The organism is Chitinophaga agri, assembly GCF_010093065.1.
Lineage (GTDB): Bacteria > Bacteroidota > Bacteroidia > Chitinophagales > Chitinophagaceae > Chitinophaga > Chitinophaga agri.
In genome coordinates, this window is record NZ_CP048113.1 from 7242940 (window position 1) to 7262317 (window position 19378).

The window sequence follows — 19378 nt, forward strand, 5'->3', positions numbered from 1 at the left end:
ATCATTTCCCCTCATGAACTCGTTGCTGCATTTGCTATCTTGAGTAGCGAATTAACAGCAGCCTATTTATGAGAAAATTACTACTTGCACTAACCATGTGCTGTGCCTATGGTGTTAGCCACGCACAGGAAAACCCACAATGGTTACGATACCCTGCCATCTCTCCTGATGGTAAAACAATTGCGTTTGGTTACAAGGGAGACATTTACCGTGTAGATGCCAATGGAGGGGTGGCCATTCCTGTCACTATCCACGAAGCACATGACATGATGCCCGTGTGGAGCCATGATGGTAAATACCTCGCTTTTGCCAGTGACCGCTACGGCAACTTTGATGTATTCGTTATGCCTGCCTCCGGCGGTACACCCGTTCGGCTGACCTACAACAGCGCCGGTGATTTTCCTTACGACTTTACTCCTGATAACAAACAGGTGCTTTACGGCAGCTCCCGTAATGCACCTGCTGCCAGTGTCCGCTTCAGTTCCGGACTGTTTGCCAATCTCTATACAGTGCCTGTTACAGGTGGTCGCTCCCTGCTGGTGACTGCCGCCGGTGCAGAAAATGCACACTACAATGCTAAAGGCACACAGATCATTTTCCAGGACAGGAAAGGGTATGAAGATCCATGGCGTAAACACCATGTGTCCGCCGTTACCAGAGATATCTGGGTATACGATATTGCTGCAAAAAGCTACAAACAGGTATCCGGCTATGAAGGGGAAGACCGCGAGCCGCTCTTCTCGGGCGACAATGATATCTTCTACCTGAGTGAGAAAGGCGGCATTGCCCAGAATATCTTCAAAGCCTCTGCTACCGACAAAAGCAAAATGCAGCAGCTGACCCGCTTTGAGAAAAATCCGGTAAGACACCTGTCAAAGTCGGATGACAACCTGCTGTGCTTCACCTGGAATGGTGAGATCTATACCATGAAAGAAGGTCAGCAGCCAAAGAAACTCGCTGTTCAGGTATTTAATGATGGTCGTTCTTCCGTTACCAAACCTATTCCTGTTACTGGTAACGTCACTGAATTTGCTATGCGTCCTGATGGTAAGGAAATGGCGTTCGTGGCACGTGGTGAGGTCTTTGTGACCAGCGTGGAAGGCAATCTGACCAAACGTATCACCAATACCCCGCAGCAGGAACGTTCCGTTGCCTGGTCGCCCGATGGTAAGAAGCTGGTATATGCTGCGGAAAGAAATGGTAACTGGGATGTTTACCAAACCACCATCGTACGTTCCGAAGAGCCTTATTTCTTCGCTTCCACACTGCTGAAAGAGGAACCGCTTATCGCTACTGAGGCAGAAGAGTTTCAGCCGGTTTTCTCCCCCGATGGGAAAGAGATCGCTTTCGTAGAAGACCGTAACGTACTGCGTGTGTATAATATCGCGTCTAAAAAGAGCCGTACCCTGTTGCCTGCCGGCCGTAACTTCTCTTACTCTGATGGTGACTGGGAATTTGCCTGGAGCCCTGACAGTAAGTGGATCGTTACTGACGACCACCAGGGTTATTTCAATGTGACCAACGCCGGGATCATCCCTGCTGATGGTAAAGGGCAGACCATCTATCCTGTGTTGAGCGGCTTCGGTGAGAACAATACCAAATGGGCTGCCGACGGTAAGATCATGACCTGGCTGAGTGACCGTGACGGTCGCCGCGGACTGGCGCGTCAGGGCAGCCGCGAAGTAGATGTCTTCGGTGTGTTCTTTGATCAGGAAGCTTACGATAGATTCAAACTGTCTAAAGATGAATTTAACCTTCTCAAAGAAAAGGAAGACAGCTCGAAGAAAAAGGATACTACCGCCGCTAAGAAAGATAGTGCTGCACCGAAAAAGCCGTTTAATCCGGATTTCTCTAACCTGGACAGCCGGACGGTCCGCTTCACGATCAACAGTGCCTCTATAGGCGACTACGTATTGAACAGCGACGCCAGCAAGATCTTCTACATGGCTGCTTTTGAGAAAGGTTATGACCTGTGGGTAACAGAGCCCAGAACAGGTGAGACCAAGATCCTCGCAAAGCTGGGTGGTAGTCCTGGTAGCATTGCACTGAGCAAAGACGGTAATACCTTATTTGTAAGCAATCGTGGCAGCGTTGTAAAAGTAGATGCATCTTCCGGTAAGATCACTCCGGTGACTATCAGTACTGAGTTTGTACTGGACCAGGAAGCTGAGCGCCGTTACATCTATGAGCATGCATGGAAACAGGTGATTGACAAGTTCTATGCGCCTGCTGAACTGAAACAGATCGGATGGGAAGCCTATGCGAAGAACTACGAGCGCTTCCTGCCTTATATCAGTAATAACTATGACTTCCAGGAACTGCTGAGTGAACTACTCGGAGAACTGAACGCTTCCCATACCGGTGGTCGCTTCTATAGTAGTCGTTCTGATGGTGATAATACCGCTGCGCTGGGTCTGTTGTATGATGAGACTTACACCAGCAATGGTCTGAAAGTAGATGAGGTGATCGCTGGCGGTCCGTTTGACAAGGCATTCAGCAAGCTCAGAAAGGGCAATATTATTGAGCGTATCGACGGTGAAGAAGTGACTGCACAGAAAGACTGGGCAGTTTTCCTGAACCGCAAGACAGGCAATAATGTCCTGGTGAGCATCTATGATCCTGCTACCAGTAAACGCTGGGATGAATCAGTAAAACCAATCTCTAACGGAGAGGAAAGTAGTCTGATGTACAAGCGCTGGGTGAATAACATGCGTAACATGGTAGATAAGCTCAGCGGTGGTAAAGTTGGCTATGTACACGTACAGGGTATGAACGACGCGAGCTATCGTTCTGTATATGATGAAGTGATGGGTAAGAACAGAGAGAAACAGGCACTGATCGTAGATACCCGCTTTAATGGTGGTGGATGGCTGCATGATGACCTGTATAATTTCCTTGGTGGAAAGGCCTATATGAACTTCGCACCGCAGGGACAGCGTACAAAAGCATACGAACCTCAGACCCGCTGGACACGCCCAAGCTGTGTACTGATGGGAGAGGGTAACTATAGCGACGCGCATATCTTCCCATTCATTTACAAACAGGATAACCTGGGTAAACTCATCGGTATGCCGGTAGCTGGTACAGGTACTGCTGTATGGTGGGAAAGACAGATTGACCAGTCCCTGGTATTTGGTATTCCGATGGTGGCTACTTTCGGTAAAACAGGTGATCATCCGCTGGAAAATATGCAGCTTGAACCAGATATCCGTGTACCACTGCGCTATGAAGATGCATTTAGCGGAAAGGATAATCAGCTGGAAGCAGCGGTTACAGAAATGCTGAAAGAGATTAAATGATCAGGAATGGGGAATCAGGAATGAAGCATTGAAAAGCCGCGAAGATTGTAGTGGATCTTTCTTCTTCCCCGGTGATGATAGTAAAGGGCGCTCCGTTATTCACGGGCGCCCTTATTTTTTGAGACGAAGCATAAATACTTATCTCTTTACCTCCAGAAATAATTCATTGTAAAAGCAGTTTGCAATTCCTGATTCTTCCTTCCCGATTCCTAATGCTTCATTTAATTCCTGCCATTCCAGTTCCGTTGTATCTGCACATGCCCATTCTCTGCCCGGTAGGAAATACCGTTTTTAATATAGTCCTGATATTTAGTAAGGTATTTTCTATGCACATCTTCAGACTGTTTGTGTCCGTTCAGTTGCATACCCTCATTATTGATCACCAGTTGATGGATCTCACTTTTAGTGGGAACGAGTTTATCTTCTACTACATCACTGAGCAGCTTTGCTATTAACTTCCTGTCTTCCTCAGCGGCAGCGCGGTCTTTTTCAGCCTGCACCCGGTCGAGTGCTGCCTGTTGCCTGTCTTTTTCGGCCTGCACTCTGTCACGGTCCGCCTGTTCCCTGTCTTTTGTTGCCTGTGCACGATCCAGCTTCGCCTGTTTTCTATCCTGGTCGCCCTGGATCTTGTCTTTTTCTGCCTGCTGACGATCCAGCTCTGCCTGTTTTCTATCACGTACAGCCTGTTCCCTGTCTTTTTCAGCCCGTGCCCGGTCCAGGTTCGCCCGTTCCCTGTCTTTGGCGGCTTGTTTTCTGTCTTTCTCCGCCTGTATCTTATCCTTCTTTACCTGCTCAAGTATTTCATTGATGAAGGTTTTGTATTCACCCCATTTATCCGCAGGAATGGATTTTCCATCAATAGAGAGGGATGTCATTTTGTTATCGGCAAAGGTCATTTCATACGTCTTTCCATCTTTGTCAGTATGGATCGTTTCTTCATTGGTGTTAGTATTGATATTGGTATGTGTGCCGTACACTGTCGGTGCAGTCTTTTGTGCGTAGCTGCTGACAGTGCATACCAGTAGGGCTGCAATAAGGGTATAGCGCATTGTGTGGATCGTTTTCATGTGCTGGTAGATTTTTATTGTTAAAGAATGATGATGAATGTGATAGTCTGCCAGATAAGGGCAATAGTGATCCCTGTCTCAGCTGCTGACTGTGAAAAAATTATTGATATAAATAAGTTGAATGATGAAGGCAACAGGCTGCCAGCCGTACAAATAGTACGGTTTTTACAAGATCATATTTTTATAGTTGAATGATCAGACTGAGCGGATGACAGGCGGTCTCTTACTGTACATTGTCAGGCTGTCTGTTAGCGTTATACTTGTTGTTATACGTGTTTCTGTACGTGTCGGTATATCTGGTGGTATAGAACGTCTTTTCAAATACCTCACTTTTCACGACGGCCGGCACAACGGCAGCACGTTCCTTCTCTGCGTTTGCGCGGTCTATGTTGGCCTGTTGTCTGTCTTTTTCCGCCTGTGCCCTGTCGCGGTCAGCCTGTTGTCTGTCTTTCAGTGACTGTAGCCGGTCCAGTCTTGCCTGCTCTCTGTCCCTGTCCGCCTGTATACGGTCCAGGGTGGCCTGGTATTTATCTCTTTCTGCCTGTTCTTTATCCCGCCTTAGCTGCTCCTGTTGGCGCCTGGCTTTTTCCTTCCTATCACGTCGTGCCTGTTCCATTGCAGTTGACGTTGATGACTCCTCTACCTGTACTTCCTCATTTATCATCGTAGCAGGTGCGGGTTGTGGTGAGGGTATAGCTTCAGGTGAGGCGGCGTTACGACTCGCCACAGTAGTGATAGGTGCATGACGGGTGACAGTCACGGATGGCATCTTTGTCACTACGGGCGACAGGGTATCAGGTATGGTCCTGTCAAGAGCTACTGGCGGGACGATCTGCTCGCCTTTGGCCACGAGGTAGGGCGTGTTTATTTTGCTGGTAGTATGACGTGCCAGCTGGGTAATAGCGGCGGTGGAGAGCACTACGCTCAGCATCGCTATACCTGTGAAGAATAAGACTTTTTCTGCGGTTCCCAGTGATTGCCGTCTGTCGTTAACAATACGGCTGATGCGCTGTAACAACTGATTTTTATTGCCGGGAAATGCAACAGCGGGGTATTGCCTGTTGAGCGTATATTCCTTGAAGCTGATCAGTGCCTGCACGAAAGCCTTCTTACTACCTGTTTGCTGAAGGGCAATGTCGTCACAGCAATGTTCCCTTTCATCGCGCAGTAAGGCGGATATCCATAACAGTCCGGGATTGAAAAAGAAGATGGTCTCCAGGCATACCTGGAACAGGTTAACGATATAATCATGCCTGCGTATGTGTGCAAGTTCGTGTAACAGTACCGCTTCGATCTGCGCTGCGGGGAGGCCGGTCAGCAAACCTGCCGGGATGAGTATTACTGGTTTCAGGTGGCCAGCTGCCAATGGCACTTTTACAGTAGCCGATTCCAGCAGCCGTACTGTTTTTGTAATACCCAGCGACAAACATAACGCCTGCAAACGCTCCCGCCATTCTTCCGGTGCGGCATAGATCTTTTTCAGTCTGGCGTTACGCAGGTAGATCATTCCCTGTACCATTCTTACTGAGCGGAATGTAAAGAACAATGCCCATACGATGACCAGCAGATGTGCATTTGCAGAGATAAAACCAGCGCTGTTTGCAGTAAATAGTTTCACATGCATTGCATCGAGTCTGAACAGGGTGGAAGCGCCTTGTCCGATACTATCTGCCAGTGGTACCACTTTTTGCGACACATTGCCGGCAAGTTCCCGGAAGAAGGTTATGATACCAGTGGCAACAAATGCAATAACATTAACCAGCACAATATGATACCTTATTGAGGAAGCCGCTTTACGGGTCAGCTGCAAGAGTAATACTGTCAGCAGGGCCAGTAGCATACCCTGCCAGAGGGAGTGCACGAGCATCCAGCTAAACGCCTGTAGCAGGCGTTCTCCGAAGGGGTATATGTCCAGGTACAGATACATGGGAATGGGTTTAACTATTTATCATCCAGTTTATTCAGCAGTTCCTTCATTTTTTGTAGTTCTTCAGCTGAAGTCCTGTCGTTGCCTAACAGGGCCATCATCAGGTCACTTGGTGAGCCGTTATACATGCTGTCCATGAATCGGCCCAACATGGTTCCTTTCACTTTAGTTTCTTCCACAACAGCGCTGTAGACATGTTTCATGCTGCTCTCGTCCCTGTCCAGCATTCCCTTTTCCTTCATTACCTGCATCAGTTTCAGCGTACTGGTGTAGATGACGGCCTCTTTCTGTTCATTGAGTTTGTCATGAACAAAGCGTACCGTCGAAGGACCATACTGCCATAGTATCTGCAGTACATCCAGTTCGGTCTTGGTAGGCACCACTTCGGGAGTCGGATCTTTCTTAAATAAGCTCATGTTTCAAAGGTATGCATTAAAAACGTACGTTTGATAGAATAGGTTGTTTTTTTGAAAAAATATTTTGAATATCCTGGTTAGTCGTCTTTATCCATTTAAAGGGCGATCTGTTTATAATGCAAGGAGTTGGTGATACCGCAGTTACAGGTAGGACCGCTGGCTGTGGTACCTGACCTTCCTCAGTAGCCATCAATTGCCACACTATGTCTTATTGTGCCGATCTCACATTCCTCATCACTAACTGATTATGAACATAGGACGCAGTTAAGTGCAGCAGGTAAGCCATTAAGTACGCTCACACCATTAATACAGCATCTGATCTTTAGATTAACAAGGCATTGTTAGGGTACTAATACGTTACCAAAAGGGCACTTCAATATCCCCTGGATATTGAAGTGCCCTTGAGATGCCCTTATGGTGCCCTTGAAGTACCCTTATGGTGAAGATGAAGTAAGCTTATCAAAAGGCTATTGAACAACTGTCAGACAACTACCCTACAACTGTCAGACACCAATCATACAACTGTCAGACAACCATTAGTATATGAAAAAGGAACAGGTATAGGAACAGCTAGCTAATACACCTCGTACATAAACACTGCGTTAGCCCCTTGCTAACACCGCATTTATTTAAGTGCATACTAACCCCATCAACAGTCATAACTACCCGATAATTAATAAAACACCTCCGGCCTGTGTCCGGATCAGTGACTATTACCCCCCGGTTAAGCTGACCCACCTCCACCCTAAAGTAAAGACACACAATTAATACCGCGACCTGGATGATCTGTAGAACTGCCAGATGAAACTGGCTGGCCTTAGGCCTTTGAAGTACGCCGAACCCGTATTCCAGGGGTTAAATAGCATTCCCCGTGCCCTAACATTCCCCCAGCGCCCAATCTCCGGGAACTTCAAAGGGCGTCAGCCAGCCAGTCCATCTGACAGTTCGGTATCATCACGGCTATTGCTACGTCAGCCTCTCCAAAAACAAACCCCGATCCCCGGAAATATGAAAGATCATCCGCCAGCCAGTCCATCTGACAGTTCGGTATCATCACGGCTATTGCTACGTCAGCCCTCAATTCCACCCCATAAAAAAACGGTCAGGCAAACCGCCCGACCGTCCAATACGATCGCATAAACCCCCTTATGCCAATACCGGCACAAGAAGATCTCAATTACATCACCTACTACTATAATCTATCGCTGCTCCCACAACATCAAATGCGCCCCCGCCGGATCCTGAATAAGACAATACACCGCATCATCCCCCATTTTCCGCTTATCGCCAATCACCTTACCACCCAGGGCCGTACACTGCTCCAGACTCTTATCCAGGTCATCCACTGCTACATAGATCAACCACTGTGGCGGCAGATAAGCATTCCCACCCTTTGCATGGCATATCCCCACCGTACCCGTCTGCGCATCGCCCTCTTTCGCCTGCATAACATAGTCGTCATAGTCCCCCATGCTAAGACCTGATTTATCCCATCCAACTACCTGACGGTAAAAATCACTGACAGCGCCTGCATCCTGCACAGCAATGTCATGCCATAAAATAGTGCCTGCTTTTTTCTTTTCCATATACATGTATTACATTCCTAAGATACAACTTGTATTCTTTTCCAGCGCAGGATAAAAATGGGCTCACAGGGGGTATTTGGGACAAATGTCGTACCTTAACTTTCTCTGTTTTAAAACCTGTAATAATGACGAACCTGGCATTGTTGCTTACCTATAATCATCGGCTGATCAGCACGGCCGCCATCCTGGATGTGTTTGAGTCTGTCAATTCCATGTATACCGCCAGCCAGCAGCCATCTTACTTTAATATTCAGCTGATATTACCTGATCAGGAAGACGTCAGTCTGCTGCCCCACTATGGTCGCCATCAAACTGTGGCGCTGAAGGATGCCGGTCGTCCTGATGTCGTGTTAATACCCGCCTTCATCTCTGGTGATGTAGATACGGCTATTACCGCCAATAATATCTTTATTCCGTGGATCAGGCAGCAGCACCAGGCAGGTGCTGAGATAGCGAGTTTTTGTACAGGCGCGTTCCTGTTGGCTGCTACCGGACTGCTGAATGGTAAACCAGCTACTACACATATGAATGCGTGTCCTGCGTTTGCCGGGCACTTTCCGGATGTGTTGCTGCAACCGGATAAAGTACTCACCGCTGCTGCAGGCATTTACACCAGTGGAGGTGCGACGAGTACCTTTCATTTGCTGTTGCATCTCGTAGAAAAATACTGTGGTACAGATATGGCTGTCAACGCAGCCAAACTGTTCGCTATCGATATGGACCGTGACACACAATCCTACTTCGGCATGTTCCTGCCGGTGAAAAGACATACAGATCCACTGATATCGGAAGTACAGCAACGTATGGAAGCCAGTTTCCGCGAAGCGCGCAATGTAGAGTCGTTTATGGAAAATATCCCCGCCAGCAGGCGCAACTTCGTACGCAGGTTTAAACAGGCAACCGGTATCACACCTATTGAGTATTTGCAGAAAACGCGCATAGAAGCTGCTAAAAAAATGCTGGAGCAGACCGGAAACAGCATCCTGGCTGTGATGCTCGACTGCGGATATAACGATATCAAGGCGTTCCGTAAGGTGTTCAGAAAGGAAGTCGGACTTACGCCTACCGAATACCGGCTTAAATTCGCCGGTAGCCGTAATACCTTCCTGCAGGTGGAAATGTGATCTTTTTGCGTATCTTGACAGGACTCACGGAGGGAAACGGGAATAGACTTTATCAACCAATGGTGATGTACCAACATTACCTGTAATCCCGTATTTATATGTCTGCTCAGGAAACTGTTTTAAAGAAGGTGATCAAGCCTGTTCACCTGTGGGCCATCGGTGTTGGCCTTGTTATTTCCGGTGAATACTTCGGATGGAATTATGGCTGGGGTGTGGCCGGTACCGTCGGCTTTCTGCTGGCAACAGTGATCATTACCGTATTGTATATCACGTTTATATTCAGCTTCACTGAACTCACCACGTCTATACCACAGGCCGGCGGACCATTCACTTACACGCATCGGGCACTGGGGCCTTTCGGCGGACTGATAGCCGGATATGCCACTGCTGTTGAGTTTTTGCTGGCCACACCTGCTATCGCTTTTGCATTGGGGAATTACCTGCATTTCCTGCATCCCTCACTACCAGTGCTGGGGTGTGGTATAGCGTTTTATGTGATACTTACCGGCGTGAACCTGCTGGGTATTAAAGAATCTGCATTGTTCTCACTCGTTATCACATTACTGGCAGTGGTGGAACTACTGATCTATATGGGTATCGTAGCGCCTTCCTTTAAGGTAGACAATTTCATGCACAATGCCATGCCCGCAGGATGGATGGGCGTGTTTGCCGCATTGCCTTTCGCCATGTGGTTGTATGTCTGTATTGAAGGTATTGCGATGGTGGCAGAGGAGGTAAAAGACCCTGCTGATAACATTCCTACAGGATATATCTCCGCCATGCTGACGCTGGCGATACTCGCTATCGGTGTGATGGTGCTTACCGGAGGTATCACTGACTGGCAAACTTTATCTGCCATAGATTATCCGCTGCCGGAAGCTATCGGTGTGGTGCTGGGTAAACAGAATGGTATTACCAAGATATTTGCAGGTATCGGTCTCTTCGGACTGATCGCATCCTTTAATGGTATCATTATCAGCTACTCGCGCCAGTTATTTGCACTGGCCAGAGGAGGTTACCTGCCACCGGTACTGGCTACACTTAGTCCTAAAAGGCAGGTGCCTTATGTCGCATTGATCGTCGGTGGCGCATTGGGGGTAGTGGCGTTGTATCTCGGAAAGACTGATCAGCTGGTGATCCTGTCAGTGATGGGGGCCGTTGTAATGTACATCCTGAGTATGATCAGTCTGTTTATATTACGGAAGAAGGAGCCTTTACTGGAACGTCCTTTCAAAGCGCCTTTCTATCCCTGGTTTCCGGCTATAGCGCTGGTGCTCTCTATCGTATCACTGATTGCTATCATTTACTATAACAGCATGCTGGGCTTACTCTTTTTTGCCGGGATGCTCATTGCGGTCATCATCTTTGTCGCTATGGGCAAACATAAAATAGTTGTATCAAATACCGGCACAGAAAAAGTGATCGCTTCATAACATAAATTGTTCGTTGTGTCCTATCAACACACCATACATTATAAGACTTATCAGTTCAATGACCTGCGTACATTGCTGGCAAAGGCGACACCGTTCCGTTCGGGAGATGCATTAGCCGGACTGGCTGCAACGACGTACGAAGAGCGGGTGGCGGCACAAATGACACTGGCGGATGTACCGCTAAAGACGTTTCTGCACGACGCTATCATCCCTTATGAAAAGGATGAAATTACGCGCCTGATCATTGATTCACATGACGGGGCCGCATTTGCGCCGGTCAGTCATTTTACTGTAGGAGAGCTGCGCGACTGGTTGCTGAGTGACGCCGCGGATACGGTTACATTACAGCAGCTATCTCCCGGACTTACACCTGAGATGGTCGCTGCTGTGTCCAAACTAATGCGCAACCAGGATCTTATCAGTGTCGCACAGAAATGTGAAGTAGTGACGCGCTTCCGGAATACCATTGGTCTGAAAGGCCATCTCTCTGTACGACTGCAGCCTAATCATAATACGGACGATCCGAAAGGTATCGCAGCGAGCATCATAGACGGACTGCTATATGGTAGTGGTGATGCCGTGATAGGGATCAATCCGGCTACTGACAGTCCGCAGGCAGTGGTACAGTTACTGCGGATGCTCGATCAGCTGCGGGAGCAGTTTGACATTCCCACACAGTCCTGTATATTATGTCATGTCACCACTGCTTTGCAGATCATCCACCAGGCGCCTGTAGACCTTGTATTTCAATCTATCGGCGGGACGGAAAAAACAAACAGCAGTTTCGGTGTTCAGCTTAAACTCTTACAGGAAGCACATGAAGCGGCGTTATCACTGAACAGGGGCACTGTTGGTAATAACGTGATGTACTTTGAGACAGGACAGGGTAGTGCACTGTCGGCCAATGCGCATGAGGGAGTGGATCAGCAGACGTGTGAAGTGAGGGCTTATGCGGTGGCAAGAAAGTTCTCGCCACTGCTGGTGAATACAGTCGTAGGTTTCATCGGACCGGAATATCTGTTCGATGGTAAACAGATCATCCGTGCAGCATTGGAAGATCATTGCTGTGGTAAGTTACTGGGACTGCCTATGGGAGTGGACATCTGTTATACCAATCATGCAGAAGCAGACCAGGATGATATGGATAATCTGCTGACATTACTGGGTGTGGCGGGTTGTAACTTTATCATGGGTGTACCGGGAGCCGACGACATTATGCTGAACTATCAGTCCACTTCTTTTCATGATGCGCTGTACGCAAGAAAAGTACTGGGATTGAAGCCGGCGCCGGAGTTTGACGCGTGGTTACAACGGCAGGGCATTATGGATGCCCGCGGACAATTACAGCAGGTTGGCAAGGCACATCACTTATTAAGTTATCAGGCAGGATGAGTAACATACAACATCAGCATACCGTAAAGGAAGACCCCTGGTCTTCACTGAAGGCATTCACCTCAGCGCGTATTGCCCTGGGTAGAACGGGTACGGCTATTCCACTTAAAGAAGTGCTTGCTTTTAAACTGGCACATGCGCATGCAAGAGACGCCGTTTATTCCCGGTTGGATAATAATCTGTTACTGGAAGAATTACATGCATCGCTCTTGCCTGTATTACTATTACACAGCAGTGCTGCGGACCGCCATGAGTATTTACAGCGCCCGGATAAGGGCCGCCGTCTTGATCAGGAAAGTATAGCTACGTTGCAGGCACAACCGGATGCCTTTATGCACCGGGATGTGGCGATCATTATTGCAGATGGTTTGTCGGCTACAGCTATAAATATACATGCTGTTCCGTTTCTTAATCACTTATTGCCGTTGCTGAAGGCAGCCGGGATATCAGTAGCGCCGGTCTGTCTGGCGGAGCAGGCGAGGGTTGCCATTGGTGATGAGATAGGAGAACGGCTACAGGCAAAGATGACACTGATGCTGATAGGAGAAAGACCGGGCCTGAGTGCGGCTGATGGTATGGGGGCCTATATTACTTTCAATCCACGTACAGGCAATACAGATGAAGGGCGTAACTGCGTATCCAATATCAGGCAGGATGGTTTACAGTATATTCCTGCAGCCGGAAAGATCTGTTATCTGTTACAGGAATCACTGCGGTTGCAGTTGTCAGGGGTGGCATTGAAAGATAACTATGAAGACCCGTCACTGCTGACAGCATAGCACCGGGCTGATACTATATTTATTTTTTCTGATATTATTTTAAAAAAATTATACTTTGTGCGCCATTCCCAATATCTGATGACGCACGACGGATACCATATCTCTGCAGAAGAAGCCACTGAAGCCCTCCGTAGCCGTGATGCCGATGTCTTCCGGAACATTTACAATGCCTATGGCGAGGAATTGTACCTGCTGGCTTATCGCTGGGTCAGAGATCATGACCTGGCTAAGGAAGTTGTGCAAGGTCTGTTCACGCACTTATGGGAAAAGGGACCAGCGCTAACGATCACGGGTAACCTGCGGCATTATCTGTACCGTGCCGTTTCCAACAGAAGCATTAACGAACTGAAACGGACGTCCCGGCACGTGAGTGACGAAGCCTTACAATGGCAGGCGGACGAATCCTCTTTGCATGATGTTACAGATCATTTATTATTGCAGAAAGAGATAATACGGTTATTGCAGGCACTGGCCCCGCGCTGCCGGGAGATCTTTATGCTCAGCCGTTTCGACGGGCTGGAACCTGCGGCTATTGCAGAGAAACTGGGTATCACATTGAATACCGTGTATTTCCAGCTGGCAGTTGCCCTGAAGCATCTGCGTACACATCTGCTGAATGGAAAAAAACTGGAGTAGGCATCAAAGAAACGCGGCATTGAATTGTCGTAATATGTATAAGTAATGAATAAGAAGGACGTAACGGAATTTGTCATTGATTGTCTGACAGATGCCGGCAACACAGACAAGCAGGCTGCATTACAAAGATGGTTAGCGATGTCGGAAGACAACCGCACCCTGTATGCGGAACTGAAGCATCTCTGGGAAGCCGCCGCAGCTGTCCCTCCTGTACCTTTTGATACAGCTGCTGGCTGGGAAGAACTGGCCGCGGGTATCCGGATGACGGCTCCTGGAAAACGTATCTTCCCCTGGAAAGCTGTAGCAGCAGCTGTATGCCTGTCGCTGGCAGGCGCTGGCAGCTGGTGGTGGCAGTCCACAGCTGCCGTCTGGAAAGTCTATGTAGCCCGTGACATAGAAAAGGATAGCCTGTTATTGCCTGATGGCTCTCTTGTTTACCTCAAACCAAACACTTCGCTGCAATACAAACAACCTTTCACCGAACGTACGGTAATGATGCTGACAGGAGAAGCTTATTTTGATGTCGTAAGCGATCCGCAGCGCACTTTTACGGTGCAGGCAAAGGAGGCTACACTCCGGGTGTTAGGCACTGCTTTCAATATCCGCATGGATGATCAGCAAACGGAGGTCATCGTTTTTCAGGGAAAAGTGAGTGTGCAGCAGCAGGGCGCGCAACTGGTACTGAACAGCGGAGATGGAAATAAAGGTGTGCTGGACCAGTCGGCCGGCATTATCACACATCCACAGGGAAATTACAGCAATCAGTGTGTATGGGCTACCCATGACCTGTCCTTTGAAAATCAGGAGGCGGTGATAGTTGCCAGCACTATCGCGGCATACTATGGCATCCCGGAAATAAAAATTGCCGAAAATCTGAAACATAAACGTATTACCTTACGGCTGCATAAAATGCCGGTCGAACAAGCGCTCGAAATACTGGCAGCCGTTTTAGAAGAATAACTGATCTCCATTAACCCACATGAAGGTCCTGCCCACTTTAGGTCTCCTCGTCATTTCCATGTTAGCTTCCCTGACGGGAATAGCGCAACCGCTCCCATTCATGCAGCAGCCACTGGATGTTAAGGTAAAACGCATGCCTGTGGTACAATTCATGAAATGGATCACGGCCCGGACAGGCGCTTCCTTTGCCTACCCCAACGAGGTGGTGGAAGGGCACGCCCCTGTTACCATGGAAGGATCGCATATAACGGTACAGGTTATGCTCGAACGTATCTTTCCCCCGGCACAATATGATATCAGGACCATTGGTCAGCAGATTATTATCCGCTTCAGAAAACAGCCGTCTGCTGTCACAGATACAGCACAACCAACCCGTATGCTGCAGATGAATACCGTGGTGGTAACTGCGCTGGGCATCAGGCGTCAGCAGCATACGCTGGGATATGCGTATGCGGAGGTCAGGGGAAATGAGCTCACGGCAGCCCGGGATATCCATCCCCTGAACACATTGAGCGGGAAGGTGGCCGGACTGGATGTTAGCCCGGTGAACAGTGGTATGAGCGGTTCCGTGAGACTGACCCTGCGGGGGATGAGATTACTGGGCGCGAATAATCAGCCACTGCTGGTGCTGGACGGGATTCCTGTTAATAACTCCTCTCCCGGACAGGCAGAACGCTACGGTGGTTATGACCTGGGTGATGGTACTGCCATTGTCAACCCAGATGATGTGGAAACAGTCTCAATACTCAAAGGAGGGGCTTCCGCGGCTTTATATGGCAGTCGTGCCGCAAATGGTGTCCTGCTTATCACTACGAAAAAGGGAGTCGCCAAAGGGCTGGAAGTAGCCTTTATGTCGAACGTTGGGCTGGAGCAATCAAACGATCCCTATCATTTCCAGGAAGAATATGGAAGTGGTCGTGATGGTATGCTACCGGTCGATGCGGCCGCGGCCCGCTGGGTTTCACAGTACAGCTGGGGACCTAAGATGCATCCGGATTCCCTGGTATGGCTGTGGAATGGGCAGCAGGTACCCTATGTCAATGCCAGGCATACCATCAACCATTTCTTTCGCCAGGGGTTCAGGAGCACACATTCCCTCTCGGCATCAGCCGGCAGTGAAAACCTCCGTGTCCGGCTGTCCTACACCAATACCCGTTCAAAAGACATCCTGCCGGAAAGTGATCTGCAGCGACACCATCTTTCCACCCGGATCACTGCAAACCTGACCAGGCGACTGGAAGCAGATGCGCGTTTTTCCTGGTTGCACGAACAGGTAGGTAACCGTCCGGCATTATCTGATAATCCCAACAATGTTGGGTATGTGCTTTCCGGTCTGGCAGCGAATATTGATCCTGACTGGCTGCAGGTTTACAAAGACACTGCAGGCCGCTATATCAACTGGAATAACAATGGATATCAGGTCAATCCCTACTGGGCTGTCCATGAACAACCGAATAACAGCCAGCAGGACCGGCTCCATGGTTTCCTGCTGCTGAAATATAAACTAAGTCCGGACCTTGCTGTACAGCTACGCACGGGTGTTGACCATACTGCCTTCACCTTTCAGGAGTTGATGAATTACTACACGCCTGTCAATCCATTGGGCGCCATCAATGTGAAAGACCGGCGGTTATCAGAGATCAACGCTGACCTGTTGCTCACCTACTCCCGTCGTTTGCATCAGTTAGGGATCACTTTGAACGCAGGTGCTATCCGCATGGATTATTATGAACGCGTGCGTAATATGACGGGCAGGGAAATGATACAACCCGGTAACAGAGGCGTTGAGAACTTCGGTACCCGCATGCGTACCGAGATGGTATTGCGGAAGCGTACCAATTCACTTTACGCCTCACTCGACATAGCTTACAAACGGTTGTTGTACCTGTCCCTGACCGGCCGGAATGACTGGTCATCCACTTTACCTGCTGACCACAACGCGTATTTCTATCCTTCTGCATCGGCCGCTTTTCAGTTCACAGAACTGCTGAAGGATAAGCGGGTCCTGTCTTTCGGCAAGTTGCGGGTATCTGTAGCACAGACCGGGACGGACGCGGCGCAGCCTTATCTGCTGCGGCTGAGTTATAGCCATAACCCGGACATCCCCCGTATCAAAGGATATTCTATTGGTGGTGTAGCGGTAGACCATGTACCTTTTGCTGATCTGCGACCAGGGGTCAGCAGGGGATATGAAGCCGGTGTCGATCTCGCTTTTTTTAATCACCGCATGGGTCTCGACGCGACGTGGTATCAATCCAATACACGTGATCAGGTACTGAATGCGCCGGTATCCATCACTACGGGTTATACCAGTGCGGTGATCAACTCAGGTAATATCCGGAACAGGGGCGTAGAGATAGGTCTGACGCTTATACCCATTGCAGGTAAAGCGTTCAACTGGGAGACCCGTTTTATTTTTTCCCGTAACAGTAATCGTATACGCTCTCTGAATACGCTGGTCTCACCCTATTATACGATGTCCGTTGCAAGATGGGGAAATGCCTCTATCGTGGCAAAGGAAGGTGCTGCGTATGGTATGATCAGTGGCAGGCATTTCCTGCGGGATGCGCAGGGCCGGATGGTGCTGGATGTTAATCATCTGCCCAGATATACTGCAACGGACAGTTACCTGGGTAATAATCAGTATGACTGGACGGGGAGCATCACCAACAGGGTGTCTTACAAACGGTTCAGTGTAACATGCCTGCTGGATGTGAAATATGGTGGTAATATCTTTTCCATGACCAATCTCCTGGCCTATGCCAATGGCAGGCAGCGTGGTACGCTGGCCGGCAGGCAGGAATGGGCACGCTCAGAGCAGGAACGGATCAGTGCGGGGAAAAGGCCGGAAGAGTGGACGCCTACCGGCGGATTGCTCATACAAGGGGTGCAGGCAGCTACGGGGAATGCGGTGAGTGCGTATGTGAATCCGCAGGCCTACTGGACCCGCGTGTCAGATAATATCCCGGAAGCATTTATATATCCTGCTACGTTCGTCAAATTGCGGGAGGCACACCTGGATTACCGCCTGCCGCGCTTTCATCATCGCTTCCGCGAGGCGATGGTTTCCCTGACCGGCAGGAACCTGCTTACATTGTACAAAGCGGTGCCGAATATCGATCCTGAATCAGGTTATAATAACATTACTGCGCAGGGACTGGAATATGGCTCCCTGCCCATGAGAAGATCTTATGGTGTGAAATTCTCTGTCCAATTTTAACCAATGCTGATGAAACGATACCGTTGGTGTATATACTTATTATTCCTGGGGCTCTCTGCCTGTACCGCAGGATTTGAAGAGATCAATACTGATCCCCGCAGGACAGACAGTGTCCCCCCGGGTGATCAGCTGACAGCTGCCGCATACTTTATCAGTGGAGGCAGGGAGATGGGATATCCGAATCTTTACCTGTTTCAGCCCATGGTGCAATACGTGAGTGGTGCACCCGGCATGCGGGCAGGCGGGAAGTACATACTGAATGAATTTTACAACAACTGTATGTGGGATAATCTGTATGGTAAAAGTGTCAAACAACTGGCCGACCTGCTGGTCAGGCAAAAGGATAATACGGAGATGGTGAACTACCGGGCAGCAGCTCGCGTGCTGAAGGTATATGTGTTCTCGCTGCTTACAGATACTTATGGTGATATTCCTTATTTCGGTGCGGGACAGGCATGGTATGGCAAGAACTATACACCTGCTTATGACAGACAGGAAGCTATCTACCTGGATTTCTTTAAAGAGCTGCGGGAGGCAGTCATGCAGTTTGATGCCACAAAGGCGCCAATAGATAACGATATCCTTTACAGCGGTAATATCGGTAAATGGAAGCGCCTGGCAGGTTCGTTGTGGTTACGGTTGGCAATGCGGCTGACCAAAGTAAATCCGGTGATCGCACGTGAGCAGGTACAGGCAGCGTATACGTCGGGCGTGATGCAGGAGTCGCAGGACAATTTCCGGATGCTGCATGATGATTATGCCTATCCTGATCTGAGGGGAAATGGCTATGCACAGGCATTGCTGGAAGATAATGTTTACCAGTGGGCCAAAGGATGCCAGACGTTTGTGGCGTATCTGAAGGCAGCGCGGGACCCGCGCTTGCCCATTTTTTTTGCTAATCAGGATGCAGACGGAAATGATATTACAACGGTGACTAACTACCTGGCGATTGCACCGGGATCATACTACTGGGATGATGAACAATCTTATACCAGTCCTTCAGGCGTGGTGGTTCCTGCTGCCAATAAATACTGCCTGCTGAACCAGCCGTTTCGCCACTTGTCTACCCCGTTCCTGCACCTCGGCTATGCAGAGGTATGTTTCCTGCTGGCGGAAGCGGCCGCCAGGGGATGGGTACCTGATGTGGCCAACCATCGCTATCAGGAGGGGATCAGGGCCGCGATTGATCAGCTGAAATTATACCCGGAGATCCCTTACATTTCCGAAGCTGCCATCAATGCTTTTGTCAATGCCCATTCCCTGACGCCCGGCAAGGAAATAGAACAGATCAATTTACAGAAGTGGGTAGCCCTGTTTCCCAACGGATTTGAAGCCTATGCCAATCAGCGACGCAGCGGTTATCCGGTACTGGAAGCGATAACAGATAACGGCACCGAATCTGAAACAAACGGGGTGGTGCCCCGCCGCTTGTTTTATCCGGCCATGGAAGCGTTCAGTAATACCAAACACTACCAGGAAGCCCTTGACAGAATGGGCGGGACTGACGACTGGCTACACCCGGTGTGGTGGGACCGCTGA

13 protein-coding genes are annotated in these 19378 nt (G+C 49.2%); 9 read left to right on the plus strand and 4 right to left on the minus strand.

Annotated features, from left to right (window positions below; genetic code table 11):
* Positions 1–68: 68 nt before the first annotated feature.
* Positions 69–3299 carry a S41 family peptidase gene (locus GWR21_RS28595; RefSeq protein ID WP_162335115.1) on the plus strand — a complete coding sequence of 1077 codons (3231 nt, stop codon included), beginning with the start codon at positions 69–71 and terminating at the stop codon, positions 3297–3299.
* Between the two features lie 221 nt (positions 3300–3520).
* On the opposite strand, the gene GWR21_RS28600 is transcribed toward GWR21_RS28595, so the two are convergent.
* From GWR21_RS28600 to GWR21_RS28615, 4 genes are all read right to left on the minus strand, one after another.
* Positions 3521–4366, minus strand: coding sequence for a hypothetical protein (locus tag GWR21_RS28600; protein ID WP_162335116.1), 846 nt, complete (start codon positions 4364–4366; stop codon positions 3521–3523).
* A 223-nt stretch (positions 4367–4589) separates the two neighbouring features.
* Positions 4590–6293 (minus strand): M56 family metallopeptidase, encoded by a 1704-nt coding sequence (locus GWR21_RS28605; protein WP_162335117.1) that lies wholly within the window; start codon positions 6291–6293, stop codon positions 4590–4592.
* A gap of 14 nt (positions 6294–6307) precedes the next feature.
* Positions 6308–6709 (minus strand): BlaI/MecI/CopY family transcriptional regulator, encoded by a 402-nt coding sequence (locus tag GWR21_RS28610; protein WP_162335118.1) that lies wholly within the window; start codon positions 6707–6709, stop codon positions 6308–6310.
* A 1199-nt stretch (positions 6710–7908) separates the two neighbouring features.
* Entirely contained in the window at positions 7909–8295 is a 387-nt protein-coding gene (locus GWR21_RS28615) for a VOC family protein (RefSeq protein ID WP_162335119.1), read from the minus strand.
* A 125-nt stretch (positions 8296–8420) separates the two neighbouring features.
* Between GWR21_RS28615 and GWR21_RS28620 the strand changes: the two genes are divergently transcribed.
* From GWR21_RS28620 to GWR21_RS28655, 8 genes are all read left to right on the plus strand, one after another.
* Positions 8421–9419: a GlxA family transcriptional regulator gene (locus GWR21_RS28620; RefSeq protein ID WP_162335120.1), complete on the plus strand. Its 999-nt coding sequence runs from the start codon at positions 8421–8423 to the stop codon at positions 9417–9419.
* A gap of 98 nt (positions 9420–9517) precedes the next feature.
* Positions 9518–10852 carry an ethanolamine permease gene (gene eat, locus GWR21_RS28625; RefSeq protein WP_162335121.1) on the plus strand — a complete coding sequence of 445 codons (1335 nt, stop codon included), beginning with the start codon at positions 9518–9520 and terminating at the stop codon, positions 10850–10852.
* A gap of 15 nt (positions 10853–10867) precedes the next feature.
* Positions 10868–12244 (plus strand): ethanolamine ammonia-lyase subunit EutB, encoded by a 1377-nt coding sequence (locus GWR21_RS28630; RefSeq protein WP_162335122.1) that lies wholly within the window; start codon positions 10868–10870, stop codon positions 12242–12244.
* Entirely contained in the window at positions 12241–13023 is a 783-nt protein-coding gene (gene eutC, locus GWR21_RS28635; protein WP_162335123.1) for an ethanolamine ammonia-lyase subunit EutC, read from the plus strand. Before GWR21_RS28630 ends, eutC begins: the two co-directional genes overlap by 4 nt.
* Positions 13024–13080: 57 nt before the next feature.
* Complete coding sequence (locus GWR21_RS28640; protein WP_162335124.1) at positions 13081–13659, plus strand: sigma-70 family RNA polymerase sigma factor; 579 nt, start codon at positions 13081–13083, stop codon at positions 13657–13659.
* Positions 13660–13704: 45 nt separating this feature from the next.
* Entirely contained in the window at positions 13705–14619 is a 915-nt protein-coding gene (locus GWR21_RS28645) for a FecR domain-containing protein (RefSeq protein ID WP_162335125.1), read from the plus strand.
* 19 nt (positions 14620–14638) lie between these two features.
* Positions 14639–17839, plus strand: a complete 3201-nt coding sequence (locus GWR21_RS28650; RefSeq protein ID WP_162335126.1) for a SusC/RagA family TonB-linked outer membrane protein — start codon at positions 14639–14641, stop codon at positions 17837–17839.
* Between the two features lie 9 nt (positions 17840–17848).
* A complete protein-coding gene (locus GWR21_RS28655; protein ID WP_162335127.1) occupies positions 17849–19378 on the plus strand; it encodes a SusD/RagB family nutrient-binding outer membrane lipoprotein in 1530 nt (509 codons plus the stop codon).